Origin of the sequence: Rhizobium sp. Rhizsp42 (genome assembly GCF_047304155.1) — a bacterium.
GTDB lineage: Bacteria > Pseudomonadota > Alphaproteobacteria > Rhizobiales > Rhizobiaceae > Rhizobium.
Genome location: NZ_JBGLYS010000012.1, coordinates 119,247 through 143,781, shown reverse-complemented (window position 1 = coordinate 143,781; position 24,535 = coordinate 119,247). Strand labels below are relative to the sequence as shown.

The following is a 24,535-nucleotide window of genomic DNA, read 5'->3' as shown; positions in this document are numbered from 1 at the left end:
CGCCCCCTCACCGCCGCTTCTGCAGCACCTTGTTGCCCTTGGGCCCGGTCATCTTCGGGGTGTTCTTGTCGTTCTCGTCGCGCAGCACCCGCCAGCGGGCGAGACGCTCGGGCGCCAGTGTGCCTGATTTGACGGCGGCCTGGACGGCGCAGCCGGGTTCGTGGTCGTGGGTGCAATCGCGAAAGCGGCAGTGTTCGGCAAGCTCGGTGATCTCGGAGAAGACCTGCTCGATCCCTTCCTGCACATCGCTGACATGGAGCGTGCGCATACCCGGCGTGTCGATGACCCAACCGCCGCCGGCCATGGCGTGCAGCGAGCGGGCGGTCGTGGTGTGGCGGCCCTTGGCGTCGCGTTCGCGGATGCCGCCGGTTGCCTGCGAGCCCTCGCCGCTCAGCCCCGCCAGCGCATTGACCAGCGTCGACTTGCCGACACCGGAGGAGCCGATCAGCGCCAGCGTCTGGCCGAACCCGCTCCATGGACCAAGCGCCGAAGCCGCATCCTCGCTCTTGGCGTTGAGCACGACCACCGCGAGATCGCGCTGCAGGGCTTTCGCCTGCGCTTCGTATTCCGCGACATCTGGGGCGAGGTCAGCCTTGGTCAGCACGATGACGGGCGTCGTCTCCGCCTGGTTGGCGAGCGCCATGTAGCGCTCGAGGCGGGCAACGTTGAAATCGGCGTTGCAGGAGGTGACGATCAGAAGCGTGTCGACATTGGCGGCGCCGAGCTGCTGGCCCTGGCGGCCTTCGACGCGACGCTGCAGCAGCGTGCGGCGCTCCAGCCGGCGCACAAGGCTATCATCCTCGGGATCGACCATGACCCAGTCGCCGACTGCGAATTCGGACGTATTCAGCTGATGCGAGATCTTGAGCCGGATCAGGCCGTCCAGCGATGTGACGCTCAGGCGGCTGCGATGCACTTCGGCGATGCGACGGGGGATGAGACCATGATCGTCATCCGTCAGCTGATCGGAAAAGAACGCGGACCAGCCGAGCGAGGCCAGGAATGTCGCTTCGTGATCGGTCGTCAAAGGTTCACCGGGGACTGCGGCGTATGGGTCAAGGTTAGCTCCGTGAAGGGACGCGTGGTGACGCGGACATTAGCGGAAGCTTCGGCGGGAAGATATGGGGTTTGCACCATGCGAGACATCCGGGCGGAAAACGACAGCCGATCCCGGATGCTGTCGACGCGAAAGCCACCGGCAGAGATTGGTGTCATTCGCGCTTCATAGCATCTTGATTTCCCGCGAGACTTTCCTGAAAGCTGCGTTGCCCCTCAAGGAAATCTCCATGTTCGTCTCGGAAGCCTTCGCCATTGGTTCGGCCACCTGCATCGCGCTCAGCTCGATGTTCATCAACGAGCTCAACGGGCGGGTGCCGTTGATGCAGCTTGCGCGCTGGCAGCTGACTGCGGCTTTCGTGATGACGGCGCTGGCGGCGACTGTTGCCGGCGGGTGGGCGACGCTTGGGGCTTGGCAGCTCGGGTCGCTTTTAGCCTCCAGCGTGTTCGGGATCGTAATTGCCAGCACCACCTATTTCGCGGCGATCTATACGGCCGGACCGCGCGTGACGGCGCTTTTGTTTTCGCTGGCGTCGCCATTCGCGCTGGTGCTCGGTTATGTCGCACTGGGCGAGACGATCGATCTGCGCCAGGGGTTCGGGGTCGTGCTCATTTTATGCGGCATCGTGATTGCCATCGGCTTTCGCCGGCGTCGGCCGGCGCCGATGATCCCGCTTGCCGATGGCGAGCCGATCGCGGAGCCGGCGCCGTCTACGCCGCCCGTCTCCATGCTCGGGATAACGCTTGGGGTCATCACCGCGCTCGGGCAGGCGCTGGGGAGCCTGACGGCGCGGCCGGCGATGGCTGCCGGTGTCGAGCCTTTCACGGCGATGGCGGTGCGTTCCGGGCTGGCGGTGATCTGCTTCTGGGCGCTTCTGGCGCTGCCCCGGGTACAGGCGCAGGCGAACGGCTTTCGGGCGCGGGATTTCGGCCTTGCGGCCACCGCCGCCTTTTTCGGAACGGCGCTCGGGATGTCGCTTCTGATGGCGGCGTTGAAGACCGGCAATGTCGGGATCGTTTCGACGCTGTCTTCGATGACGCCTGTCGTCATCCTGCCGATGGTGTGGCTGCGCAGCGGGCAGATGCCGCGTGCGCATGCCTGGGGCGGGGCCGCACTTGCCATCGCCGGCACCGCGCTGATCAGCCTGAGCTAATGGCCCGGCGCGAATGGCGATCCATCCGCGCCGGAGAGGTTTGATGCATCCGGATAGGCGGCTTAGGCCTCGTATCGCGCCAGGAAATCCTCGGCGTTGAGGGCGCGGAAATCGGCGAGTGCCACGCGCAGCCGGTCGTGCTCCCAATCCCACCAGGCCAGCTTGTCCATGCGCTCGCCGATCTCTTTGCCGAAGCGCTCGCGGATGAGCTTGGCGGGCACGCCGCCGACGATGGTGTAGGGTGCGACATCCTTCGAGACGACCGCGCCGGCGCCGATGACGGCGCCGTTGCCGATGGTGACGCCTGTGAGAATAGTTGCTCCGTGGCCGATCCACGTGTCGTGACCGATCGTGACGGTCCTTGCCCGACGGGCAGCGAAGTATTCCGCCTCCTCCGGCTCCAGATCACCCCAGTAATCACCGGGCCGATAGGTGAAGTGGTGCAGCGTCGCGCGTTCGACCGGATGGTTGGTGGCATTGATGCGCACGAAGGCCGCGATATTGGAGAACTTGCCAATTCGCACGTTCCACAGATGGCCATGTTCCATCACATAGGAATAGTCACCGATCTCGCTCTCCCGGATGCGGCAGAGTTCTGCAACCTTGGTGTAGCGGCCGAGTGTCGTGGTTTCCACCAACGCAGTGTCGTGGATCATCGGTTGCTCTGACAACAAACGGCTCATGCTGCGATCGGCCTCCGTGGCGAGAACTTCTGCACGTCGAGAATGCGGTCGGCGACGGCCTCGCGCACTTCCTCGTCGTGGAAGATGCCGAGCAGGCCGACGCCCTTCTGTTTCTTCTCGGCGATCATCTCGACGACGACGGCGCGGTTCTTTGCGTCGAGCGAAGCGGTCGGCTCGTCGAGCAGGAGGATGGTGTGATCAGTGATGAAGCCGCGGGCGATGTTGACGCGCTGCTGCTCGCCGCCGGAGAAGGTGGCGGGAGGGAGCTGCCAGAGCGCTTCGGGCAGGTTGAGCTTGGCGAGCAGCTCGGCTGCCTTTTCACGCGCGATATCCGCTTTCGTGCCACGGGCAACCAGCGGCTCGGCCACGACATCGATTGCCGCGACGCGCGGCACGGTGCGCAGGAACTGGCTGACATAGCCCAGCGTCTGGCGGCGCACCTCGATGATGGTGCGTGGATCGGTGGTGGCGAGATCGACGAGGCGATCCTGGTGCTTGACCAGGATCTGGCCGCTATCGACCGCGTAATTGCCGTAGATCATCTTCAACAGCGAGCTCTTGCCGATGCCCGAGGGGCCGCCGAGTACGACGCATTCGCCCGAGGCGACGGAGAAGGAGACATCCGAGACGACAGGCAGCTTGATGCCGTCGCGCAGATGCATGGTGAAGCTCTTGGAGACTTCTGAAACAACGAGTGGCGTTGCCATGATTGACTTCCCTGGTTTCTGGCGACAATCCGTTAGATTAGCCGGCTTACGGATTGCGCTCTCAACTATACCTGCAGGATCGAGGAGACGAGGAGCTGGGTGTAGGGCTCGCGCGGATCATCGAGCACCCGGTCGGTCAGGCCATGCTCGATGACGTGGCCGTCCTTCATCACCATCATCCGGTGCGACAGCAGGCGGGCGACGGCGAGGTCGTGGGTGACGATGATGGCCGCAAGGCCGAGATCGTTGACGAGGCCGCGAACGAGATCGAGCAGGCGGGCCTGGACGGAGACGTCGAGACCACCGGTCGGTTCATCCATGAAGACGAGGCGCGGGCCGGTGACGAGGTTGCGGGCGATCTGCAGGCGCTGGCGCATGCCGCCGGAAAACGCGCGCGGCTGGTCGTCGATGCGGCTCTCGTCGATCTCGACGCGGCTCAGCCAATCGACCGCGGTGGCGCGGATATTGCCATAGTGCCGATCGCCGATCGCCATCAAGCGTTCGCCGACATTGGCGCCGGCCGACACCGTCATGCGCAGACCGTCAGCCGGATTTTGATGCACGAAGCCCCAGTCGGTGCGCATCAGGAAGCGACGCTCGGCCTCGCTCATGTGGTAGAGATCGCGGTATTGACCATCACGCATGTGATACTCGACGCTTCCCGTCGTCGGCATCAGGCGGGTGGAGATGCAGTTCAAGAGCGTGGTCTTGCCGGAGCCGGATTCACCGACGATCGCCAGCACCTCGCCGGGCCAGAGCTCGAAGGAGACGTTCTTGCAGCCGATGCGGTTGCCGTAGAATTTCGAGACGTCGTTGACTTTGAGAAGGGGGGTGTCGGTCATGGCTATGCCTCCGCGGATGTGTGTGTGAGGACATGGAGCGTGGCGGGTGGGTTACCCCCCTCTGTCCTGCCGGACTGCCGGGGCCGAGCCGCGTGTCTCGGCCCGCGCTTCGCGCCCCCCACAAGGGGGGAGATCGACTCGTTGCGATGTTTACGCCAGCCAATGAATGTGGAACGAGCGGTTGCGCCCAGCCAATCTCCCCCCTTGTGGGGGAGATGCCCGGCAGGGCAGAGGGGGGTATCCCCGGCAGAACGCCAGCTTGAAAACTCCCTCATTCCGCAGCCTCCCGACCCTGCGCCAGCATCTCGCCGACATGGCCATGCTCGCGGCGGTCCTCGCAGTGATCTGTATCCGAGCAGACGAACATGCGGCCGCCCTTGTCGTCCAGGATCACCTCGTCGAGGTAGACGTCCTCGGCGCCGCAGAGCGCGCAGGGCTTGCCGAAGCGCTGGATCTCGAAGGGGTGGTCCTCGAAATCGAGGCTGACGACTTCGGTATAGGGCGGGACGGCGTAAATGCGTTTTTCGCGGCCGGCGCCGAAGAGCTGCAGCGCGTCCGACATGTGCATTTTCGGATTGTCGAATTTCGGCGTCGGCGACGGGTCCATGACGTAGCGGCCGGCGACTTTCACCGGGTAGGCGTAGGTCTTGGAGATGCGGCCGTTATGGGCGATGTCCTCGTAGAGCTTGACGTGCATGAGGCCGTATTCCTCAAGCGCATGCATCTTGCGGGTCTCGGTTTCGCGCGGTTCGAGGAAGCGCAGCGGCTCGGGGATCGGCACCTGGTAGACCAGAACCTGCCCCGCCCCGAGTTTTTCTTCCGGGATGCGGTGGCGAGTCTGGATGACGGTGGCATCCTTCGTGTGCGTGGTGACCGCGACATTGGCGACCTTCTGGAAGAAGGCGCGGATGGAGACGGCGTTGGTGGTGTCGTCGGCGCCCTGGTCGATGACCTTCAGAACGTCATCGGGGCCGATGATCGAGGCCGTGACCTGCACGCCGCCGGTGCCCCAACCATAAGGCATCGGCATTTCGCGCGAGGCGAAAGGAACCTGATAGCCGGGAATGGCGATCGCCTTCAGGATGGCGCGGCGGATCATCCGCTTGGTCTGTTCGTCGAGATAGGCGAAGTTGTACGTGGCGAGATCGCTCATTCGGCTGCCTCCTTGAGATCGTCATCGCCACCGTTGCGGGCGGCGTCGAAGTCGTTGCGCATGCGGCGGACGAGATCGAGCTCGGCCTGGAAATCGACGTAGTGCGGCAGCTTCAGATGCTCGACGAAGCCGGTCGACTGGACGTTATCGGCATGCGAGATGACGAATTCCTCGTCCTGCGCGGGGGCGGTGACATCCTCGCCGAGCTCGCCGGCGCGCAGCGCACGGTCGACCAGCGACATGGACATGGCCTTGCGCTCGCTCTGGCCGAAGACCAAACCGTAACCGCGGGTGAACTGCGGCGGCGCCTTGGAGGAGCCCTTGAACTGATTGACCATCTGGCATTCGGTGACCTGGATGGAACCGAGCGAAACCGCAAAGCCGAGCTCGGGCACATCGAACTCCACCTCGACCTCGCCGATGCGGATTTCGCCGGTGAAGGGATGGTTGCGGCCATAGCCGCGCTGGGTGGAATAGCCGAGCGCCAGAAGGAAGCCCTCGTCGCCACGGGCGAGCGCCTGCAGGCGCAGATCGCGGCTCATCGGGAATTCCATCGGCTCGCGGGTGAGATCGCCGATCTCGTGATCCTCCGGCATTTCGCCATCGCCCTCGATCAGGCCTTCATGGGCGAGGATCTCGGAGACGCGCATGACGCGGCCGGTTTCGGCCTCGCGCAGCACCGGCTCCTCGACGGCGCGATCCTCGAGCAGCGAGGGGTCGAGCAGGCGATGGGTGTAATCGAAGGTCGGACCGAGCAGCTGGCCGCCGGGCAGGTCCTTGTAGGTGGCGGAGACGCGGCGCTCGATCTTCATCTGCGCCGTGTCGATCGGCTGCGAATAGCCGAAGCGCGGCAGGGTCGTGCGGTAGGCGCGCAGCAGGAAGATCGCCTCGATCATATCACCGCGCGACTGGCGCACGGCGAGTGCAGCCAGCGTGCGGTCGTAAAGCGAGGCTTCGGCCATGACGCGGTCGACGGCGAGCGTCAGCTGCGCGACGATCTGCTCGATGCCGATGGCGGGGAGCGCGCGATCACCACGACGGCGATCGGCGAGCAGGCGGTGGGCATTCGAAATGGCGGCCTCGCCACCTTTGACGGCAACATACATGGGTCACATCTCCGTTGCGGTGATCTTGGTGGTGCGCGGCAGGCAGAGGAAACGGCTGCCGGAGGTGAGCACGATGTCGACGCCGCGCGGGAAGAGCGCGCGATTTTCCGTCCACAGATGCAGGAAGCGTTCCGGCAGCCCAAGCGGCGCGACGTCGGTGACGGTCTTGATGCCGGGGCCCATCAGCGCGAGACGGCGACCGCCTTCGAGATCGGGCAGCTCGATGACGAGCGTCGTCGAACGATCGGGATATTCCTGCGTGCCGGAGGCAAACAGGCCGAAGGAGGAGAGCGTGGCGCCTTCATCGACAAAGGCGAAGCGGGCTTCGGCCTTTTCGGGCGTGACCGGCGCGCCGGTGTGGAAGCCGAGCCATTGCGGCGTGGCGGACTTGGCCAGGGCAGGCGAGAGCCAGACCGGGGTGTCGTGATCGCACAGCGTCAGCGCGATGGCGCCGGCGGCGATGCCGAGCGGCGCCGGCGGCTCGGCATCAGGCGACACGGTCTGGATGGTGCCGGGGCGAGCCATGGCATCCATCATCAGCTTGAAGACGCTCTGGGCGTGGAACACCGGCTCGGCGAAGCCGCCCGACAGGGCATCGGCATTATGCGTTTCGGTCTTGAGGGGCATCAGTCGTCTCCGCGAACCATGGTGAAGAAATCGACGCGGGTGGCCGCGGTCTCGTCGGCCTTCTTGTTGTCGGCATCGGCGACGCGGGCGGCGATCGGCGCAAGCAGGGTGGTTTCGATTGCGTCGCGAGTGGCCGGTTCCTGCCAGAGCGCATCGAAGATTGCCGAGAGGCGGGCCTTTTCGCGATCGGTGCCGAGCGCCTGAGCGTGGCCGATGGTGCCCGAAGCGAGGCGGATGGTGGCGCGGGTGACGGTGACCTCGCCGAGATTGAAGGCGGCACCGCCGCCGCCCATGCGGCCGCGCACCATGACGAGGCCGGTTTCGGGGCCGCGCACGGCTTGCGCCACCGGCTTTTCCGCCAATGCCTGCCAGGCCGCTTCCAGCTCCCGCCGCTCGGCGCGGGCGAGCAGATCGACGGTGCGCTTGCGCGCCCGGTCGCCCTCACTCAGCTCGGTCTTGCCTACCTTCTTTTCCGCTAAGGTCATCGTCACATCCTTTAAATGTCTATTGATATAGACAACCATACAAGCTATACCTAGACCTAAATCGCCGAGGTGACAAGCGTGTGACATTTCGGGGGCACATAAGATAAAGGGCTAAAATGGCTGGGCAGGTTCAGAGACAGACGGGCGTGGCGCTGTGGCGGCAGATCGCCGACCGGATTCGCCAGGCGATTAGCGCCGGCGCATACGACGAAACAGGCATGGTGCCGCCGGAGATGACGCTGGCCACGCAGTTCGGCGTCAACCGCCACACGGTGCGGAGCGCGCTCGCGGCGCTGGCGCAGGAGGGGATCGTGCGCGCCGTCCAGGGTCGCGGCACGCTGATCGAGCGCAAGGAACGGCTGAACTTTCCGATCAGCAAGCGGACGCGCTTCAACAGCGGCATCGGCGAGCAGGCGCGCGAGACGCGTGGGCTGCTGCTCGGACACGGCGAGGAAGCGGCAAGCGACGAGGTGGCGCGCTGGCTGAAGCTTGCGCCGGGGACAAACGTGATCCGGCTGGAGACGGTGCGCAAGGCGGATGGACGGCCGGTCTCGAGCGCGACCTCGTGGTTTCCGGCAGACCGCTTCGCGGGCATGCGTGACGCCTACGAGAAGACCGAATCGATCACCCGCGCATTCGCCGAACTCGGCCTATCCGACTATATCCGCGCCACCACCGAGATCACCGCCGCCCACGCCGAAGCCGCCGATCTATCGGCGCTGGAGCTGACGCCGGGCGCGATCGTGCTGATCACCAAGGCGATGAATACCGATCTCGACGGCGTGCCGGTGCAATATTCGGTGACGCGCTTTGCGGCCGACCGGGTGCAGTTCACGATCGAGAATTGAGGTTATCCTAGGACTTCGGCGTCTTGATCGCCGGGGTCACCGTCAGACATGCCTCATCGAAGTCACGCAGCGCCGCCTTGTCGATGCCGCCGACCTTGAACAGCGCCTGCGCGGAAGAATGGATAGCCTCGAAGGCATCCGACTTGAACTTACGCCGGGTCGTCATGGTGCATCTCCCTACTCGGTCCTGAACGTAGCACCCAGTCCAATCGCTCTCAAGCAGGCGTGCTTGACGCTATTTTAGCCCCCTCACCTCGCCTCCCACGGAAAGTGCCCTGCCCCGTTGCCGGCGTCGAAGTCGGTGGAGAGGCTGAGGTCGCGCCAGGTGGCGTGTTCGGTGGCTCTTTGCGCGTCGTTCTGCTCGATGGCGCGGATGGCGTCGCTGCCGAGCGGCAGGCGCAGCGGCGGGTTATCGAGGCGCGCGAGATGGAGGATGGCGGCGGCGGCTTTTGCCGGGTCGCCGGGCTGCCTGCCGTCGTAATCGCGCTGGTAGCGGGCCATCTTGCCGACGGTTTCGTCATATTCGGGGCGGCCTTCGCGGAGCGTCGTGGAGGCGCCGGCGAAATCGGTGCGGAAGCCGCCGGGCTCGACGATGCTGACCTTGACGCCGAGCGGGCCGACCTCGCGGCTCAAGGCCTCGGAGAAGCCCTCCACGCCCCATTTCGCCGCCGCATAGGGCGCACGACCGGCCGGGCCGATGCGACCGCCGACGGAGGAGACCTGGATGATGTGGCCGGCGCCCTGCTCGCGCATCAGAGGCAATGCCGCCTTGGTGACGATGATGGTGCCGAAGAGGTTGGTTTCGATCTGCGCGCGGAAATCTGTGAGGCTGGTATCCTCGATCGATCCGACATCGCCATAGCCGGCATTGTTGACGAGGACATCGAGCCGGCCGAAGCGTTCGACGGCGGCCTTGACCGCTTGCTCGGCCGATTGCTCGTTCGTCACATCAAGCGAAATCGTCAAGACACTCGAGGGATAGCGCTGCTTGATATCGTCGAGCTGGGCGGGGTTGCGCGCGGTGGCGACCAGATTGTGGCCCTCAGCCAAAACCGCCTCCGCAAGCGCCCTGCCGAGGCCGCGCGAACTGCCTGTAATCAACCAAACCTGTGACATCGAAAATCTCCTTGATCCGTCGAAAGACCATATAGGCCTGATGGTATCTTCTTGAAAGAAGGTACCACATGGATCTATACATACCTTATGGTAACTGAACTAAACGATGGTACATTCGACTTCTGCGAGACGCTGACGGATGCCGAGGATGCGCTTGCCCGCGAGATGCTGGAGCGCGCCAGCGCCAAGTGGCCGCTGCGCGTCATGCATATCCTGGCCGAAGCCAAGGGGCCGCTGCGCTTTTCACGGGTTCTGGAACGGGTGGAGGGCATCAGCCAGAAGGTGCTGACGCAGACATTGCGGACGCTGGAGGCCGACGGGCTGGTGACGCGCACGCTCTACCCGCAGGTGCCGCCGCGCGTGGAATACGAGCTGACGCCGCTGGGCGGGGAGCTGCTTGTGGAGGTGGTGGGGCTCTGGCAATGGATCGCCAACCGGCTGCCGGATTTCGAGGCGGCGCGGAAGCCGAAGGGTCAGACGGAAAACGGACCCAAAAACTAAGGAACTTCCGGTCTGTCCGGAGAGGCGCCGCGCATCGGAGAGACGCGCGGCGCGATGATGTTTAGTGGGCGCCGGACATGTCGCCGAGCACTTCCTTGGAAGCGACGGTCGAGTCGGCGTTGAGCTTGTAGACCATGGGAACGCCGGTCGCGAGGTTGACGCCGAGGATCTGTTCCTTGGTGAGCTTGTCGAGCACCATGACCAGCGAGCGCAGCGAGTTGCCGTGGGCGGCAACCAGTACGGTTTCGCCGCGGAGCACGCGGGGCAGGATCTCGGTCAGATAATACGGCCAAACGCGGGCGCCGGTGTCGCGCAGGCTTTCGCCGCCCGGAGGAGGAACGTCATAGGAGCGGCGCCAGATGTGGACCTGCTCTTCGCCCCACTTGGCGCGGGCGTCATCCTTGTTGAGGCCGGAGAGATCGCCGTAGTCGCGCTCGTTCAGCGCCTGGTCCTTGATCGTCTCGAGGCCGGTCTGGCCGACGTTTTCAAGGATGATCTTCAGCGTGTCCTGGGCGCGCTTCAGATCGGAGGTAAAGGCGATGTCGAACTTGATGCCGGTTTCGGCGAGCGCCTTGCCGCCGGTGTTGGCTTCCTGAACGCCGAGCTCCGTGAGCTCCGGGTTCTTCCAGCCGGTGAAAAGGTTCTTCAGGTTCCAGTCGCTCTGGCCGTGGCGAACGAGGACGAGGGTACCGCTCATTATAAATTCCTCCTGATGAGATCAGTGTTGGGAGAGCCCGAGAACATCGAGCATGGAATAGAGACCCGGCTTCTTGTCGCGCGCCCAAAGGGCCGCCTTGACGGCGCCGCGCGCGAAGATGGAGCGATCGCCGGCGCTGTGGGCCATGGAGACGCGCTCGCCTTCGCCGGCGAAGATGACGGAATGTTCGCCGATGACGGAGCCGCCGCGCAGCGTGGCGAAGCCGATCGTGCCCGCTTCGCGCGCGCCGGTGTGGCCATCGCGGACGCGGACGGAATGCGTTGCGAGATCGATGCCGCGGCCCTTGGCGGCAGCTTCACCCAAAAGCAGCGCGGTGCCCGAGGGGGCATCGACCTTGCGCTTGTGGTGCATTTCGAGAACTTCGATGTCCCAATCGGCGGGATCGAGCGCGCGCGCGGCCTGCTCGACCAGCACGCTCAAGAGATTGACGCCGAGGCCCATATTGCCAGACTTGACGATGCGGGCATGGCGGCTGGCGGCGGAGATCTTCCGTTCGTCCTCGACCGAGCAGCCTGTGGTGCCGATGATGTGGACGATGCGGGCCTGGGCGGCGAGTGCTGCGAATTCATTGGTGGTCGCGGGCGTGGTGAAATCGAGCACACCATCGGCGTGGAGGAAGGCGGCCAGCGGATCGTCGGTGATCGCGACGCCGTTGGGGCCGAGACCCGCGATCTCGCCGGCATCCTTGCCGATGAAGGGCGAGCCCGGGCGGCCGACGGCTGCGTGCAGGGTAACGCCTTCGATCTCGTGGACCATGCGGATGAGCGCCTGTCCCATGCGGCCCGCTGCACCAACCACCACCAGTTTCATCGCAGCATCGCTCATGTCAGGCGTCCATCATTCACGTATCAGAAAGTCTCGGAGGCCGCGGGCCTCTGAAGGTTGTTGAGGCGAGCGTAAAGACCGTCGCTGCGCTTCGCAAGCGTCTCGTGATTGCCCTCTTCGACGACGCGGCCCTGCTGCATGACGACGATCTTATCAGCGCGGACGACGGTCGAAAGACGGTGGGCGATGACGACGACGGTGCGGCCGGTCATGGCTTCGTCGAGCGCCTTCTGGACGGCCGCTTCCGATTCGGTGTCGAGCGCGGAGGTGGCTTCATCGAGAAGCAGGATCGGGGCGTTGCGCACTAGGGCGCGGGCGATCGACAGGCGCTGGCGCTGGCCGCCCGAAAGCGTCACGCCGTTTTCGCCGACCGGCGTGTCATAACCTTCCGGCTGGGCGAGAATGAAGTCGTGAGCGTAAGCGAGACGCGCTGCCTCCTCGACCTCGGCATCGCTGGCGTCGGGACGGCCATAGCGGATGTTGTCGCGGATCGAGCCTTCGAACAGATAGGGCTGCTGCGAGACATAGGCCAGCTGCTCGCGCAGCGACTTCTTCGTCACATGGGCGATGTCCTGGCCGTCGATCAGGATCTGGCCGGCCTTCGGATCGTAGAAGCGCGGAATGAGATTGATGATCGTCGACTTGCCGGCGCCGGAGGGGCCGACGAGCGCGGTGGTCTTGCCGCCCTCGGCGACCATGTTGACGCCATCGAGCACATTGTCGTTGCCATAGGCGAAGGCGACATCCTTGAGCTCGATGCGGGCTTCGGTGACGACAAGTGGCTTGGCATCCGGCAGATCACGCTGGCGCGGCTCCATGTCGAGCAGCTCGTAGATCATGCGCGCGTTGACGGCGGCGCGCTCCATCTGCACCTGCAGCTTGGCAAGGCGGCGGGCCGGATCATAGGCAAGAAGCAGCGCGGTGACGAAGGAGAAGAAGGCGCCGGGCGGCACGTTCTGATAGATCGAGCGGTAGGCGGCGTAGGCGAGAACGCTGGCGACGGCGAAACCGGCGAAGCTTTCGGTCATCGGCGCGTTGCGCTCGGACAGCTTGGCGATCTTGTTGCCGCGCTCTTCGGCGGCGACGATGATCTTGTTGATCTTCTGCTCGAGCTGCCGCTCCATCGTGAACGCCTTGACGATGGAGATGCCCTGAATGGTCTCCTGCATGGCGCCGAGCACGTGGCTGTTGAGATCGATCGCTTCCTTGGTGGCCTGTCGCAGGCGCTTGGAGAGATAGCGCAGCGCCAGGAGCAGCGGCGGCGCGAGAATCAGAACGGCGACGCTCAGAAGAGGGTCCTGATAGACCATGACGCCGAGTAGGGCGACGAAGGTCAGGAGGTCGCGGGCGGTCGAGGTAATCGTCAGGTTGAGGACATCGCGGATGCCGCCGACATTCTGGCTGACCTGGGCGGCGATGCGGGCCGAACGCGCCTCGTTGAAATAGCCGACCGACAGCGTCATCAGATGCACGTAGAGACGGCTCTGGTAGCGGGCGACGATGTTGTTGCCGATCTTCGACAGCGCCACCGCCTGGCCGTAGCTCGCGAAACCGCGAATGACGAAGGCGATGAAGATGGAGAGGCAGATAACCCAGACGACATCGGCGCGCCGGTTGGCGAAGGCCTCGTCGATGATCGAGCGCATGATCCAGGCGGTGAAGGCCGTCGACAGCGCGACGAGAACAAGACAGCTGATGGCGACGACGTAGCCCCAGATGTGCTCGCGGCCGTTTTCAGCGATGATGCGCTTCAAGACGGCGGTGACCGTGCCGCTGTCGACGGGGCGCTGCTGGGGATCGGATGAACGCAATAAAGACTTCCTGTCTCGTGACCATGCGAGCCGCTGCTGCGGCCCGCGCTCGAGCGGCTCTATAAAGAGTTGGCGCCCGTTTGGCTAGACTTGGCTATCGACCCCAGCGGCGGCCATCGGTCGACACGCCGAAGGTATCGGGCCGGCGGGCGTAGGACGAGAGGCCGGAGAGTGCGGCGAGCGGATGGGTGACGACATAGGTCGGGATGGTCGAGAGCAGTGCCGTGTGCGGCGCCTTGTCCTCGAAACCGGCGCGAAACTCGGGCTTGCGCAGAGCGGCCAGGATCTTCTGGCTGATGCCGCCGGAGAGGAACACGCCGCCGCGGGCCATGAAGATCATCGCCATGTCGCCGGCAACGCGGCCGAGATAGGTCGAAAACAGCGAGATGGTCTCGACGGCGACGGGGTCGCTTTCGGCCAGAGCATGCGAGGTGATGTCGGCGGGGTCGCTGTACTTCGGCGCGATGCCATCGGCGGTGCAGATGGCGCGGTAGAGATTGACGATGCCGCGACCGGAGAGGATCTGCTCGGCCGAAACGCGGCCCTCGATGGTTTCGACACAGCGGAAGATTTCGAGATCGCGCTTGCTGCGCGGCCCGAGATCGACGTGACCGCCCTCGCCCGGAACCGGGATCCAGACGCCGCGCGCATGCACGAGGCCGCCGACGCCGAGGCCGGTGCCCGGCCCGAGCACGACGCGGGAAGCGACCATGTCCTCATGGGCGTCGGCATTGCCGAGGCGTTCGCGGTGTTCCGGCGCCAGATCGGAGATGGCGAGCGCCTGGGCTTCGAAATCGTTGACGACCAGGACATCCTCGATGCCCAGATTTTCGATCATCGACTTCGGACGCACGACCCAATCGCAATTGGTCAGCGGGATTTCGTCGTCGCTGATCGGGCCGGCGACCGCGAGGATGGCGGAGCGCGGCTTGATCGCGCTCTTTTCCAGGATGGTGGCGCGGATGGCGTCGTCGATGGTCTCGAAATCGGCGGTGCGCACGTTCGGGAAATTGACCTGTTCGGCGTCGGCCGTCTCGATGATGGCGAAACGGGCATTGGTTCCGCCGATATCGCCGATCAGGATCGGGAAGGGCATGGAGGCGTCGCTGGTATCGAGCTGGTGCATGGCAGGTTCCGTTGTTGCGCGTTCGCGCGCCGCTTATGCGTGAAGATTGGCGATCAGCCTGTCGGCCGTGGCCTCGTTGAGTGCCATTGGGATATCATAGACGATCGCAAGGCGCATCAAGGCCTTGACGTCGACGTCATGGGGCATGGGGGTCAGCGGGTCGACGAAGAAGATCAGGGCATCGACCTCGCCAGTGGCAATCAGCGCGCCGATCTGCTGGTCACCGCCGAGCGGGCCGCTTTTCAAGCGGGTGACATCAAGCGAGGGAGCGGCGTCGAGAACGCGGCCGCCGGTCGTTCCGGTCGCGAAGATCGTCCAGTTCGCCTTGAGCGTCTCCTCGTTGCGGCGGGCGAATTCCGCCATGTCGTCCTTCTTCTGGTCATGCGCGATGAGCGCAAGGCACTTGCGGCCGGCCATCAGAAGCTCCCCCTCTAAATTCACTGGCATAATTCAATCGATTTGACCGCTTCTATACGAAGCGATCAGGGTTTTAAAGAGCGGTGACGCGGTGTTCAACCGGCATCATTGCGCTGCTGGCTTGTCATCCGGGATCGGGCCGAGATCGGGCAGCTCGTCGTCATTGGCGGCGGGCGTCGCGTCGATAGGCTGAGCGCGGAGCACTTCGGCAGCCGAAGGGCCGCCATAGGTCGCGGCGCGCACGGAGGAGACGGCGGGCGCATCGAGAACCGCCTGGCAGGCCTTGGGCAGATCCGACACCATGACCTCGCGCGGCTTGACCGGCTTGGCATCCGGCTTCGGCGGCTTGGGCTTGGCCCAGGGCGCCGGGCTGAACCACCAGGCGAGCGATTTGTCGCAACCATCGCCGGCCACCACAGGTGCCTGCGGCTTGCAATTGGCAGCACCCGGCGGACACTTGATGCGGATGTGGAAGTGGGAATCGTGGCCGTATTCCGGGCGCAACTTGCCGAGATTGGTGCGATCGCCCGTCCAGGTGTCGCACATCTTCTTCTTGATCGCCGGATTGACGAAGATACGCTCAACCTGCGGATAGCTCGCGGCGCGCATCAGGAGACGCGCATGGGCCGGCGTCCAGACATTCGGGTTGATCGTCAGGAAGGCGTTCTTCTGCAGCATGGTCGTGAAGGGCAGCGCCTCGCGCTGTTCGGCCGTCATGCGGAAGTTGGGCATCGGCGTCAGCCAGATATCGGCGTCGAGGCCGATCTGGTGCGAGGCGTGGCCCGTGATCATCGGGCCGCCGCGCGGCTGGGCGATATCGCCGACCAGCAGGCCCGGCCAGCCATCGTATTTGGCGGCATCGCGCGACAGCTGCTCGATGGTGGAGAGCATCGCCGGATTGCCCCAGCGGCGATTGCGCGACAGACGCATGGCCTGCCAGTTCGGACCATCGGTCGGAAGCGCCTCGGCGCCGGCCATGCAGCCCTTGGCATAGAAGCCGAAGGGTTGCGGAGCGCCTTGCGTCGGAAGCTGGACACCGCCGAAGATCGCCTTGGCGCTGCCGGGGCTCGGCTGTTTCTGCTGGGCGGCGACGTCGCCGGCGACAAGGCTGGCGCCGATCGCGGTGGCCAGTGCCAGTTTACCGATTGAAGAGAGCGCCTGCGCGATGCGGAAAGCCATGCCGTATCCTGAACTGCTGCCGACCATAGTCGAGTGATTTGCACCCGTTTTACCGTGAAATGCGATTCTGGTGAATCGATGTTTTTCACGGGCGATTGCGAGACATCGCGCCGGCCGGCAGCGCCGCACTCAGGCGTTGGCGAGGATGTCGGCGGTTTTGCGGATGCGCGACAGGCGCGGGAAGATGCGCTCGCAGGCGAAGGCGTGCATCTCGACGGTGAACGTCGTCATCGCATCCTCGGCGGCAATGACCGCGTAGTTGTGGGCGAACGCATCGCGGATCGTGGCCTCCACGCCGAAATTGGTGGCGATCCCGGTGAGAATGACTGTCCGGATGCCGCGACGGCGCAGCTGCAGATCGAGCTCGCTGCCGTAAAAGGCGCTCCATTGATGCTTGGTGATGCGCACATCCGGCGTCAGGTCAGCGATCTCCGGCGGTTCTCGCAGCGCTTCGGCCGGCAAGCCGCCCTGTGGGAAGGCGATCGGTTCGTCGGTCGGCTGGTTGACAGCATCGGCATAGTCCGCGGAAAATCCGATGGTGACGAAGACAGTCGTGCCGCCGGCCGCTTTCAGCGACTTGGCGATCGCGGCGGTATTTTCGATCACCTGCTGAGCGGAATGAGGCGCGACGGGCCTGGAAATGATAAAGCCCTGCAGATCGATGGAGATCAGGGCGGTGGTCTTGGGATCGTAGAGGGACATGGAAGGCTCCGGAATAAACATGAGGATATCCTCGCAATTGGAAATATGAGGATGCCCTCACAAAAATCAAGTGCCAATTCGATCGATCGCTCGCCGAAGCAGAAGCGCGGGCACGAGCGCGTTGCCATTCTGACCGAGGCGGCCGCCAAGATCTTTCTTGAGAAGGGCTATGAGGCCGCGACGATGACGGAGATCGCCGCCGAGGCGAAATCCTCGATCGGCTCGCTCTACCAGTTCTTCCCGACCAAGCCGGTGCTGGCCGAAGCACTACACATCGAGCGGATGCGGCAGCTGAACGCCGCGCTGGTCGAGCTGCAAAACGAGGTCGACGACAAGCGGGCGTCCGAGATTGGCGACGCTATCTTCGCGCGGCTTGGCAGCTTTCTGGAGGAGTACCGCGAATTTCCGGTGCTGGCGGCGCGGCGCGACATTCCCAAGGACCGCAAGGTGAAATCGCGGGCGGAGCTGCGTGGCAACATCAAGGCGCTATTGCAGAAGGCGAGCCCTTCTGTTGGAGACGATCTCGACCTTCTGTCGGCACTGGTGCTCGAGCTGCTGAGGATCATCGTGACGGCGGCGCACGATCCCGACATCGGCGGCGATCCGCGCATGGTGGCGGAGTTGCGGGGGATGCTGCGCAAAAGGCTGGAGGAAGCGACGGCCTGAGCAGCCGGGCTTGCGCTCACATTTGCGCGAAGCCGGACAAAAAAGGTTGCGTCACCTGTTTTTCGCCAGCATTTCGCCTATCCTCGAAAAAAGCGAAACAATTGGGGCTGGCGAATGGCGCGTGCGTGGTCGAGACTTGGTTTGGTGTTTTCTCTGTTGGGCGCTGCCGCCCTGCCCCTGCAGGCCGTGGCCCAGGAGCCGGTCTTCCGGATCGGAACCTCCACGATCGGCGAGCTGAAATACAAGCCGGGCTTCAAGCATTTCGACTACGTCAACCCGGATGCGCCGAAGGGCGGCAATCTGAGGCTTTCGGCATCGGGCACCTACGACACGTTCAACCCGCTGCTTTCCAAGGGCCAGGCCGCCGTCGGCCTGACGCTGCCGTTCGAAACCCTGATGAAATCAGCCGACGACGAGCTGCTCGCCTCCTACGGACTGCTGGCCGAAGGGCTTTCCTTTCCCGACGACGTCTCGAGCGCGACGTTCAGGCTGCGCGCCGAAGCGAAGTGGGCGGATGGCAAGCCTGTGACAGCAGAGGACGTGATCTTCAGCTTCGACAAGCTGAAGGAGCTCAATCCGCTCGCTTCCAACTATTACAAGCACGTGGTGAAGGCCGAGAAATCGGGCGAGCGCGACGTGACCTTCACCTTCGACGAGAAGAACAACAAGGAACTGCCTAATATCCTCGGCCAGCTGGTGGTCGTGCCGAAGCACTGGTGGGAGGGCACCGGGCCTGACGGCAAGCCGCGCGATATCGCCAAGACCACGCTGGAACCTGTCATGGGCTCCGGCCCCTACAAGATCGCCGCCTTCACGGCTGGCGCCACGATCCGCTACGAGCTGCGCGACGACTATTGGGGCAAGGATCTCAACGTGAATGTCGGGCAGAACAATTTCGGCTCGATCAACTACACCTATTACGGTGACCGCGACGTGGAGTTCGAGGCGTTCCGCGCCGGCAACAGCGACTACTGGCAGGAGACGCTCGCGGCGCGCTGGGCGACGGGCTATGATTTCCCCGCAGTCAAGGAAGGCCGCGTGAAGAAGGAGGACGTGCCGAATGCGCTGCGCGCCACCGGCATCATGCAGGCAATGGTGCTGAACACCCGCCGTGACGCGTTCAAGGACGAGAAGGTGCGCGAGGCGCTGAACTATGCCTTCGACTTCGAGGAGCTGAACCGCACCGTCGCCTTCAACAGCTACAAGCGCATCGACAGCTATTTCTGGAACACCGAGCTCGCCTCCTCCGGCCTGCCTGAGGGGCGCGAATTGGAGATCCTGAACGGCCTCAAGGACAAGCTTTCGCCTTCGGTCTTCACCACCGCCTATTCGAACCCAATTGGCGGCGACCCACAGAAGAGCCGCGACAACCTGCGCACGGCGATCAAGCTGCTCAAGGAAGCGGGTTGGGATATCAAGGGCAACCGCATGGTCAACGCCCAGACCGGCAAGCCGATGAGCTTCGAGATCCTGCTATCGAGCCCGGTCTTCGAACGCTGGGCCGTGCCATACGCCAACAATCTCAAGAAGATCGGCATCGATGCGCGGGTGCGCACGGTCGACGCTTCGCAATATACCAACCGCGTGCGCAGCTTCGACTACGACGTGATCTGGAACGTGTGGGCCGAAACGATGAACCCCGGCAACGAGCAGGCCGACTACTGGGGATCGGGCTCCGTCAACCAGCAGGGCTCGCGCAACTATGCCGGCATTTCCGACCCTGCGGTCGATGCGCTGATCCGCATGGTGATCTTTGCGCCCAATCGCGACGAGCAGGTGGCGTCGATCAAGGCGCTCGACCGCGTGCTGATGGCGGGCCACTATGTCGTGCCGTTGTTCTATCGCGACACGCAGTCGATCACCTACTGGAACACGATCACCCGGCCGGCCGAATACCCGACCTACGCGACCGGTTTCCCCGACGTCTGGTGGTCGTCTTCCGCCAAGAAATGAGCGGACTTGCATTGGCCTGACGGCTGGGCTCCAAATGGGCCCACCGAATCACTTCGGACCATGATCAGCGCCGGTGTTGACCGGCAGAGGAAGGCTTGACGATTGAGCGGCGATAGACTGGACAGCCTACGACAGAACTCCCCGGGGGCCGCTCGCTGATGGGAGCCTATATCCTTCGCCGCCTGCTTTTGATGATCCCGACCATCATCGGCATCATGGCGATTTCGTTCACCGTCATCCAGTTCGCGCCGGGCGGGCCTGTCGAGCAGGTGATCGCGCAGCTGACGGGCGATGCGCAGGGCGCTGACGCCCGCCTTTCGGGCGGCGGCGGCGACCTGATGGGATCGGGGCTCGATGAAGGCGGCTCGAAATATCGCGGCGCGCAGGGGCTCGATCCGGAGCTGATCAAGAAGCTCGAGAAGCAGTTCGGTTTCGACAAGCCGCCGCTGACGCGCTTCGGCGAGATGATGTGGAACTATATCCGCTTCGATTTCGGCGAGAGCTTCTTCCGCAACACGTCCGTTCTCGACCTGATCAAGGACAAGCTGCCGGTCTCGGCCTCGCTTGGGATCTGGATCATGATCTTCTCCTACGGCATCTCCATTCCGCTCGGCATCCGCAAGGCGGTGAAGGATGGCTCGACCTTCGACGTGTGGACCTCGGGCGTGATCATCATCGGCTATGCCGTTCCGAGCTTTCTGTTCGGTATCCTTTTGATCGTGCTCTTCGCCGGCGGATCCTTCTATGACTGGTTCCCGCTGCGCGGTCTCGTCTCCGACAATTTCGACCAGCTTTCGTGGTGGCAGAAGCCGCTCGACTATTTCTGGCACCTGGCGCTGCCGTTGATCTCGCTATCGCTGGCCGCTTTCGCGACGACGACGCTGCTCACCAAGAACTCCTTCATCGAGGAGATCAAGAAGCAGTATGTGGTGACGGCGCGCGCCAAGGGGCTGAACGAGCGCAAGGTGCTCTACGGCCACGTGTTCCGCAACGCCATGCTGATCATCATCGCCGGCTTTCCCGGCGCCTTCATCTCGGCCTTCTTCACCGGCTCGCTGCTGATCGAGAACATCTTCTCGCTCGATGGGCTGGGGCGGCTCGGCTATCTATCGGTGGTCAACCGCGACTATCCGATCGTGTTCGCGACGCTCTACATATTCTCGCTGCTCGGCCTGTTCGTCAGCCTGATCTCCGACCTGATCTATACCTGGATCGATCCGCGCATCGACTTTGAGCGGAGGGACGTGTGATGGACACCGCCGCAAAGCCCGCGACCGCCACGCCCGTCAAGCCGCCGCGCAAGGGGCTGCTCTCGCCCACCAACATCCGGCGCTGGAAGAACTTCAAGGCCAACCGACGCGGCTACTGGTCGCTCTGGCTGTTCCTTCTCATCTTCGGGCTCAGCCTGTTTGCCGAATTCATCGCCAACGACCGGCCGATCATCGCCTCCTACAAGGGCGAGATCCTGTTTCCCGTTCTCGTCAATTATCCCGAGGAGAAGTTCGGCGGCTTCCTGGCCGAGACCGATTATCGCTCCGACGTGATCGCCGACGAGATCAAGGCCAATGGCTGGATGATCTGGCCGCCGATCCGCTATTCCTACCGCTCGGTGAACTCCAACATTCCGCACTCGGCACCGACCGCGCCCTTCTGGATGATGGGCGAGCAGGAGCGCTGCTCGGGCTATCCGCAAGGGGTGAACGACCCCAACTGCACCTGGAGCAACCTCAACTGGCTGGGCACGGACGACCAGGCGCGCGACGTGCTCGCCCGCGTGATCTACGGCTTCCGCATCTCGGTGCTGTTCGGGCTGGTGCTGACCATCTGCTCGGCTGTCGTCGGCGTCAGCGCGGGTGCGATCCAGGGCTATTTCGGCGGGTGGACCGATCTTCTGCTGCAGCGCTTCATCGAGATCTGGTCATCGATGCCGGTGCTCTACATTCTCCTCATCATCGCCGCGATCCTGCCGCCGGGCTTCTTCGTGCTGCTCGGGATCATGCTGCTGTTCTCGTGGGTCGGCTTCGTGGGCGTGGTGCGCGCGGAGTTCCTGAGAGCCCGCAACTTCGAATATGTCCGTGCAGCGCGCGCGCTCGGCGTCGGCAACCGCACGATCATGTGGCGGCACCTTCTGCCGAACGCCATGGTCGCGACGCTGACCTTCCTGCCCTTCATCCTCTCCGGCTCGATCACCACGTTGACCTCGCTCGACTTCCTCGGCTTCGGCATGCCGCCCGGCTCACCCTCGCTCGGCGAGATGATCGCCCAGGGCAAGGCGAACCTGCAGGCGCCATGGCTAGGGCTGACGGCCTTCTTCGCGATGTCGATCATGCTGTCGCTGTTGATCTTCATCGGCGAGGCGGTGCGCGATGCGTTCGATCCGAGAAAGACCTTCGGATGAGGGCGGCCTCGTCATGTCAGAGGTTTGCGGGTAGAGTTGTTTTTTACGCAACTTTTGGAGCGTGACCGCGATGAACAAGATTGTGCGTGATCATTATCCTGTCGCCAACCTTCCCGAGGATTTGAGGGAGGGGTTGGGGGACGTGGCGACGGTGCGTGTTGTCGTGGAGTCCGAGCCGTCTGCGAGCAACAAAATAGCGAACGACGATCCGCTGCTGCGCGACGGACCTATCGAGCAACACGAGATCATGGCACTACGCGAGCGCTATCTTGCCCTGGGTCGCCCGCGCGTTACCGAGGAAGAGGCTGTCGCCCGCATTCGTGAGCTTCGCGACGAGTGGGACTATTGATGGATCAGGTAGGCCGGATCTATCTCGACACCAACCTTTTCATTCTTGCGTTCGAGACGGAAAGCGATGTCGCGGTGAAGGCGGCGCTGATCATGTCAAAAGCCAAAGCGCAGAACCCGACACGTTTCGTGACGAGTGAACTGACACTGGCCGAACTTCTCGTGCTGCCTTATCGCCAAAGCAATGCGTGGTTGGTCGGGCTGTATCACCAAGTCTTCAGCGGCTCCTGGATGGACGTCCAGCCAGTCAGCCGCGACGTCCTTCTAACGGCCGCTCAGCTCCGAGCCATCAATCCAGCCCGCAAGCTGCCCGATGCCGTTCATGTCGCAACGGCGATCGCCAGCGGCTGCACCCACCTGCTTTCCTCCGACAAGCGGATCGGACCGGGACCGAACGAGACCCTTCCCTTCGCCCTTACCAAACCCGACGACGCCACCCTGACCTCCCTGATCGAGAGCCTGTCCTGATGTCCGAACCCTTGCTGTCCGTCCGCAATCTTTCCGTCGCCTTCCACCAGGGGGGCGCGACGTCAGTGGCTGTCGATGGTATTTCCTTCGATGTCAACAAGGGCGAGGTGGTGGCGCTGGTGGGAGAGTCCGGTTCGGGGAAATCGGTATCGGCCAATTCGATCCTGCGGCTGCTCCCTTACCCCTCGGCCAGCCATCCCTCCGGCGAAATCCTGTTCAAGGGCAAGGATCTCCTGAAAGCATCCGACAAGGCGCTGCGCGAGGTGCGCGGCAACGACATCACGATGATCTTCCAGGAGCCGATGACCTCGCTCAACCCGCTGCACAATATCGAGAAGCAGATCGCCGAGATCTTGGAGTTGCACCAGGGAATCAAGGGACAGGCGGCGCGGACGCGGGTGCTGGAGCTGCTCAACCAGGTCGGCATCCGCGAGCCCGAGAAGCGGCTGAAGGCCTATCCGCACGAGCTCTCGGGCGGGCAGCGGCAGCGCGTGATGATCGCCATGGCGCTCGCCAACCGGCCGGAACTGCTGATCGCCGACGAGCCGACGACGGCGCTCGACGTTACCGTGCAGGCGCAGATCCTCGAGCTCTTGCGGCAGCTGAAGGGCCAGCATGGCATGTCGATGCTGTTCATCACCCACGACCTCGGCATCGTGCGCAAGTTCGCCGACCGGGTCTGCGTGATGACCAAGGGCAAGATCGTCGAGACCGGAACGGTCGAGGAAGTCTTCACCAATCCGCAGCATCAATATACCCGCCATCTGCTAGCCTCCGAGCCGCGCGGCGAGCCGCCGCTTGCCGACAGGTCCAAGCCGATCGTGATGCAGGGGTCGGACATCAAGGTCTGGTTCCCGATCAAGGCGGGGCTGATGCGCAAGGTGGTGGATCATGTGAAGGCGGTCGACGGCATCGACCTTTCGCTGCGCGCAGGGCAGACGCTGGGTGTGGTCGGAGAATCCGGATCGGGAAAGACGACGCTTGGGCTGGCGCTCACCCGGCTGATCTCGTCTGAGGGGCGGATCAGCTTCGTCGGCAAGGATATAGCCAGCTATTCATTCACCGAGATGCGGCCGCTGCGCAATCAGTTACAGGTGGTGTTCCAGGACCCTTACGGCTCGCTCAGCCCGCGCATGTCGGTGGGCGACATCATCGCCGAGGGGCTGAAGGTGCACGAGCGCGGGCTTTCCTACGAAGAGCGCGACCGGCGCGTCTGCTGGGCGCTGGAGGAAGTGGGGCTCGATCCCACCACCCGCTGGCGCTATCCGCACGAATTCTCCGGCGGCCAGCGGCAGCGTATCGCGATTGCCCGCGCCATGGTGCTGAAGCCGCGTTTCGTAATGCTCGACGAGCCGACGTCGGCGCTCGACATGAGCGTGCAGGCGCAGGTGGTCGATCTCTTGCGCGACCTGCAGCAGAAGCACGACCTCGCCTATCTCTTCATCAGCCACGATCTCAAGGTGGTGAAGGCGCTCGCCAACGAGGTGATCGTGATGCGCTTCGGCAAGGTGGTGGAACAGGGGCCATCGGCCGATATTTTCCGCGCGCCGAAGGACGACTATACGAAGGCGCTGATGGCGGCGGCCTTCAACATTGAGGCGCGGCCGACGCCCGCAGTGCAACACTAACGACATCAGAGCACCGGA

General features: G+C 63.9%; 27 protein-coding genes. 10 read left to right on the top strand and 17 right to left on the bottom strand.

The annotated features are described in order from the left end of the window. Positions 1 to 7 precede the first annotated feature (7 nt). Positions 8 to 1,027 (bottom strand): ribosome small subunit-dependent GTPase A, encoded by a 1,020-nt coding sequence (rsgA, locus tag ACCD05_RS14220; RefSeq protein WP_413393442.1) that lies wholly within the window; start codon positions 1,025 to 1,027, stop codon positions 8 to 10. Between the two features lie 259 nt (positions 1,028 to 1,286). On the opposite strand from rsgA, the gene ACCD05_RS14215 reads away from it, so the two are divergent. After that, entirely contained in the window at positions 1,287 to 2,210 is a 924-nt protein-coding gene (locus ACCD05_RS14215; protein WP_413393440.1) for a DMT family transporter, read from the top strand. A gap of 62 nt (positions 2,211 to 2,272) precedes the next feature. On the opposite strand, the gene ACCD05_RS14210 is transcribed toward ACCD05_RS14215, so the two are convergent. The 7 genes from ACCD05_RS14210 to phnG all read right to left on the bottom strand — a co-directional run bounded on the left by ACCD05_RS14210 (position 2,273) and on the right by phnG (position 7,813). Next, positions 2,273 to 2,893 (bottom strand): DapH/DapD/GlmU-related protein, encoded by a 621-nt coding sequence (locus ACCD05_RS14210; RefSeq protein ID WP_413393438.1) that lies wholly within the window; start codon positions 2,891 to 2,893, stop codon positions 2,273 to 2,275. After that, complete coding sequence (gene phnL, locus ACCD05_RS14205; RefSeq protein WP_413393436.1) at positions 2,890 to 3,600, bottom strand: phosphonate C-P lyase system protein PhnL; 711 nt, start codon at positions 3,598 to 3,600, stop codon at positions 2,890 to 2,892. The genes ACCD05_RS14210 and phnL overlap by 4 nt, the downstream gene beginning before the upstream one ends. A 65-nt stretch (positions 3,601 to 3,665) precedes the next feature. Continuing rightward, entirely contained in the window at positions 3,666 to 4,442 is a 777-nt protein-coding gene (phnK, locus tag ACCD05_RS14200) for a phosphonate C-P lyase system protein PhnK (RefSeq protein WP_018899232.1), read from the bottom strand. 271 nt (positions 4,443 to 4,713) lie between these two features. After that, positions 4,714 to 5,595, bottom strand: a complete 882-nt coding sequence (locus ACCD05_RS14195) for an alpha-D-ribose 1-methylphosphonate 5-phosphate C-P-lyase PhnJ (RefSeq protein WP_413393433.1) — start codon at positions 5,593 to 5,595, stop codon at positions 4,714 to 4,716. Continuing rightward, positions 5,592 to 6,701 carry a carbon-phosphorus lyase complex subunit PhnI gene (locus ACCD05_RS14190; protein WP_413393432.1) on the bottom strand — a complete coding sequence of 370 codons (1,110 nt, stop codon included), beginning with the start codon at positions 6,699 to 6,701 and terminating at the stop codon, positions 5,592 to 5,594. The genes ACCD05_RS14195 and ACCD05_RS14190 overlap by 4 nt, the downstream gene beginning before the upstream one ends. A 3-nt stretch (positions 6,702 to 6,704) precedes the next feature. After that, positions 6,705 to 7,328, bottom strand: a complete 624-nt coding sequence (gene phnH / locus ACCD05_RS14185; RefSeq protein WP_018899229.1) for a phosphonate C-P lyase system protein PhnH — start codon at positions 7,326 to 7,328, stop codon at positions 6,705 to 6,707. Continuing rightward, a complete protein-coding gene (gene phnG, locus ACCD05_RS14180; RefSeq protein WP_413393430.1) occupies positions 7,328 to 7,813 on the bottom strand; it encodes a phosphonate C-P lyase system protein PhnG in 486 nt (161 codons plus the stop codon). The genes phnH and phnG overlap by 1 nt, the downstream gene beginning before the upstream one ends. A 116-nt stretch (positions 7,814 to 7,929) precedes the next feature. On the opposite strand from phnG, the gene phnF reads away from it, so the two are divergent. Then, positions 7,930 to 8,661, top strand: coding sequence for a phosphonate metabolism transcriptional regulator PhnF (phnF, locus tag ACCD05_RS14175; RefSeq protein WP_413393428.1), 732 nt, complete (start codon positions 7,930 to 7,932; stop codon positions 8,659 to 8,661). Positions 8,662 to 8,668: 7 nt separating this feature from the next. On the opposite strand, the gene ACCD05_RS14170 is transcribed toward phnF, so the two are convergent. Then, complete coding sequence (locus tag ACCD05_RS14170; RefSeq protein ID WP_413393426.1) at positions 8,669 to 8,827, bottom strand: hypothetical protein; 159 nt, start codon at positions 8,825 to 8,827, stop codon at positions 8,669 to 8,671. A gap of 83 nt (positions 8,828 to 8,910) precedes the next feature. Further along, positions 8,911 to 9,777 carry an oxidoreductase gene (locus ACCD05_RS14165; RefSeq protein ID WP_413393424.1) on the bottom strand — a complete coding sequence of 289 codons (867 nt, stop codon included), beginning with the start codon at positions 9,775 to 9,777 and terminating at the stop codon, positions 8,911 to 8,913. A gap of 87 nt (positions 9,778 to 9,864) precedes the next feature. Between ACCD05_RS14165 and ACCD05_RS14160 the strand changes: the two genes are divergently transcribed. Then, entirely contained in the window at positions 9,865 to 10,278 is a 414-nt protein-coding gene (locus tag ACCD05_RS14160) for a winged helix-turn-helix transcriptional regulator (protein ID WP_113197192.1), read from the top strand. A gap of 61 nt (positions 10,279 to 10,339) precedes the next feature. Here the strand turns inward: ACCD05_RS14160 and ACCD05_RS14155 are convergent, their stop codons facing one another. The 7 genes from ACCD05_RS14155 to ACCD05_RS14125 all read right to left on the bottom strand — a co-directional run bounded on the left by ACCD05_RS14155 (position 10,340) and on the right by ACCD05_RS14125 (position 17,056). Continuing rightward, the gene (locus tag ACCD05_RS14155; protein ID WP_018899221.1) at positions 10,340 to 10,975 is read right to left on the bottom strand and encodes a 2,3-bisphosphoglycerate-dependent phosphoglycerate mutase; all 636 of its coding nucleotides are present in this window, start codon (positions 10,973 to 10,975) and stop codon (positions 10,340 to 10,342) included. Positions 10,976 to 10,996: 21 nt separating this feature from the next. Further along, positions 10,997 to 11,821, bottom strand: coding sequence for a 4-hydroxy-tetrahydrodipicolinate reductase (gene dapB / locus ACCD05_RS14150; RefSeq protein WP_413393421.1), 825 nt, complete (start codon positions 11,819 to 11,821; stop codon positions 10,997 to 10,999). A 23-nt stretch (positions 11,822 to 11,844) separates the two neighbouring features. Beyond that, the gene (locus ACCD05_RS14145) at positions 11,845 to 13,632 is read right to left on the bottom strand and encodes an ABC transporter ATP-binding protein (RefSeq protein WP_111563123.1); all 1,788 of its coding nucleotides are present in this window, start codon (positions 13,630 to 13,632) and stop codon (positions 11,845 to 11,847) included. 94 nt (positions 13,633 to 13,726) lie between these two features. Then, a complete protein-coding gene (locus ACCD05_RS14140; RefSeq protein ID WP_413393419.1) occupies positions 13,727 to 14,758 on the bottom strand; it encodes a glucokinase in 1,032 nt (343 codons plus the stop codon). 33 nt (positions 14,759 to 14,791) lie between these two features. Then, positions 14,792 to 15,175 (bottom strand): methylglyoxal synthase, encoded by a 384-nt coding sequence (locus ACCD05_RS14135; protein WP_047506724.1) that lies wholly within the window; start codon positions 15,173 to 15,175, stop codon positions 14,792 to 14,794. A 105-nt stretch (positions 15,176 to 15,280) separates the two neighbouring features. After that, a complete protein-coding gene (mepA, locus tag ACCD05_RS14130; protein WP_413393417.1) occupies positions 15,281 to 16,354 on the bottom strand; it encodes a penicillin-insensitive murein endopeptidase in 1,074 nt (357 codons plus the stop codon). A gap of 129 nt (positions 16,355 to 16,483) precedes the next feature. Beyond that, positions 16,484 to 17,056: an isochorismatase family protein gene (locus tag ACCD05_RS14125; protein WP_413393415.1), complete on the bottom strand. Its 573-nt coding sequence runs from the start codon at positions 17,054 to 17,056 to the stop codon at positions 16,484 to 16,486. Between the two features lie 51 nt (positions 17,057 to 17,107). On the opposite strand from ACCD05_RS14125, the gene ACCD05_RS14120 reads away from it, so the two are divergent. The 7 genes from ACCD05_RS14120 (at position 17,108) to ACCD05_RS14090 (ending at position 24,517) form a co-directional block, all read left to right on the top strand. Continuing rightward, complete coding sequence (locus ACCD05_RS14120) at positions 17,108 to 17,722, top strand: TetR/AcrR family transcriptional regulator (protein ID WP_413393413.1); 615 nt, start codon at positions 17,108 to 17,110, stop codon at positions 17,720 to 17,722. Positions 17,723 to 17,836: 114 nt separating this feature from the next. Then, positions 17,837 to 19,675, top strand: a complete 1,839-nt coding sequence (locus ACCD05_RS14115; RefSeq protein WP_413393411.1) for an extracellular solute-binding protein — start codon at positions 17,837 to 17,839, stop codon at positions 19,673 to 19,675. A gap of 158 nt (positions 19,676 to 19,833) precedes the next feature. Continuing rightward, a complete protein-coding gene (locus tag ACCD05_RS14110) occupies positions 19,834 to 20,925 on the top strand; it encodes a microcin C ABC transporter permease YejB (RefSeq protein ID WP_413393409.1) in 1,092 nt (363 codons plus the stop codon). After that, on the top strand, positions 20,925 to 22,073 hold the full coding sequence (locus ACCD05_RS14105; protein WP_037188387.1) for an ABC transporter permease: 1,149 nt from the start codon (positions 20,925 to 20,927) through the stop codon (positions 22,071 to 22,073). Before ACCD05_RS14110 ends, ACCD05_RS14105 begins: the two co-directional genes overlap by 1 nt. A 70-nt stretch (positions 22,074 to 22,143) precedes the next feature. Continuing rightward, the gene (locus ACCD05_RS14100) at positions 22,144 to 22,422 is read left to right on the top strand and encodes a hypothetical protein (protein ID WP_413393407.1); all 279 of its coding nucleotides are present in this window, start codon (positions 22,144 to 22,146) and stop codon (positions 22,420 to 22,422) included. Further along, on the top strand, positions 22,422 to 22,889 hold the full coding sequence (locus tag ACCD05_RS14095) for a type II toxin-antitoxin system VapC family toxin (RefSeq protein WP_413393406.1): 468 nt from the start codon (positions 22,422 to 22,424) through the stop codon (positions 22,887 to 22,889). Before ACCD05_RS14100 ends, ACCD05_RS14095 begins: the two co-directional genes overlap by 1 nt. Further along, on the top strand, positions 22,889 to 24,517 hold the full coding sequence (locus tag ACCD05_RS14090) for an ABC transporter ATP-binding protein (protein WP_413393404.1): 1,629 nt from the start codon (positions 22,889 to 22,891) through the stop codon (positions 24,515 to 24,517). Before ACCD05_RS14095 ends, ACCD05_RS14090 begins: the two co-directional genes overlap by 1 nt. The last annotated feature ends 18 nt before the right edge of the window (positions 24,518 to 24,535 follow it).

Bases quoted from the DNA above. Each gene is read 5' to 3' on its own strand.
- ACCD05_RS14215 (WP_413393440.1), top strand. From the start codon at position 1,287: ATGTTCGTCTCGGAAGCCTTCGCCATTGGTTCGGCCACCTGCATCGCG.
- ACCD05_RS14095 (WP_413393406.1), top strand. From the start codon at position 22,422: ATGGATCAGGTAGGCCGGATCTATCTCGACACCAACCTTTTCATTCTT.
- ACCD05_RS14115 (WP_413393411.1), top strand. From the start codon at position 17,837: ATGGCGCGTGCGTGGTCGAGACTTGGTTTGGTGTTTTCTCTGTTGGGC.
- ACCD05_RS14195 (WP_413393433.1), bottom strand. From the start codon at position 5,595: ATGAGCGATCTCGCCACGTACAACTTCGCCTATCTCGACGAACAGACC.
- phnH (WP_018899229.1), bottom strand. From the start codon at position 7,328: ATGCCCCTCAAGACCGAAACGCATAATGCCGATGCCCTGTCGGGCGGC.
- ACCD05_RS14110 (WP_413393409.1), top strand. From the start codon at position 19,834: ATGGGAGCCTATATCCTTCGCCGCCTGCTTTTGATGATCCCGACCATC.
- ACCD05_RS14135 (WP_047506724.1), bottom strand. From the start codon at position 15,175: ATGGCCGGCCGCAAGTGCCTTGCGCTCATCGCGCATGACCAGAAGAAG.
- ACCD05_RS14140 (WP_413393419.1), bottom strand. From the start codon at position 14,758: ATGCACCAGCTCGATACCAGCGACGCCTCCATGCCCTTCCCGATCCTG.
- ACCD05_RS14105 (WP_037188387.1), top strand. From the start codon at position 20,925: ATGGACACCGCCGCAAAGCCCGCGACCGCCACGCCCGTCAAGCCGCCG.
- ACCD05_RS14170 (WP_413393426.1), bottom strand. From the start codon at position 8,827: ATGACGACCCGGCGTAAGTTCAAGTCGGATGCCTTCGAGGCTATCCAT.
- ACCD05_RS14210 (WP_413393438.1), bottom strand. From the start codon at position 2,893: ATGAGCCGTTTGTTGTCAGAGCAACCGATGATCCACGACACTGCGTTG.
- phnL (WP_413393436.1), bottom strand. From the start codon at position 3,600: ATGGCAACGCCACTCGTTGTTTCAGAAGTCTCCAAGAGCTTCACCATG.
- ACCD05_RS14165 (WP_413393424.1), bottom strand. From the start codon at position 9,777: ATGTCACAGGTTTGGTTGATTACAGGCAGTTCGCGCGGCCTCGGCAGG.
- mepA (WP_413393417.1), bottom strand. From the start codon at position 16,354: ATGGCTTTCCGCATCGCGCAGGCGCTCTCTTCAATCGGTAAACTGGCA.
- phnG (WP_413393430.1), bottom strand. From the start codon at position 7,813: ATGACCTTAGCGGAAAAGAAGGTAGGCAAGACCGAGCTGAGTGAGGGC.
- dapB (WP_413393421.1), bottom strand. From the start codon at position 11,821: ATGAGCGATGCTGCGATGAAACTGGTGGTGGTTGGTGCAGCGGGCCGC.
- ACCD05_RS14100 (WP_413393407.1), top strand. From the start codon at position 22,144: ATGAACAAGATTGTGCGTGATCATTATCCTGTCGCCAACCTTCCCGAG.
- ACCD05_RS14120 (WP_413393413.1), top strand. From the start codon at position 17,108: ATGCCCTCACAAAAATCAAGTGCCAATTCGATCGATCGCTCGCCGAAG.
- ACCD05_RS14155 (WP_018899221.1), bottom strand. From the start codon at position 10,975: ATGAGCGGTACCCTCGTCCTCGTTCGCCACGGCCAGAGCGACTGGAAC.
- phnK (WP_018899232.1), bottom strand. From the start codon at position 4,442: ATGACCGACACCCCCCTTCTCAAAGTCAACGACGTCTCGAAATTCTAC.
- ACCD05_RS14190 (WP_413393432.1), bottom strand. From the start codon at position 6,701: ATGTATGTTGCCGTCAAAGGTGGCGAGGCCGCCATTTCGAATGCCCAC.
- ACCD05_RS14125 (WP_413393415.1), bottom strand. From the start codon at position 17,056: ATGTCCCTCTACGATCCCAAGACCACCGCCCTGATCTCCATCGATCTG.
- phnF (WP_413393428.1), top strand. From the start codon at position 7,930: ATGGCTGGGCAGGTTCAGAGACAGACGGGCGTGGCGCTGTGGCGGCAG.
- ACCD05_RS14090 (WP_413393404.1), top strand. From the start codon at position 22,889: ATGTCCGAACCCTTGCTGTCCGTCCGCAATCTTTCCGTCGCCTTCCAC.
- ACCD05_RS14160 (WP_113197192.1), top strand. From the start codon at position 9,865: ATGGTAACTGAACTAAACGATGGTACATTCGACTTCTGCGAGACGCTG.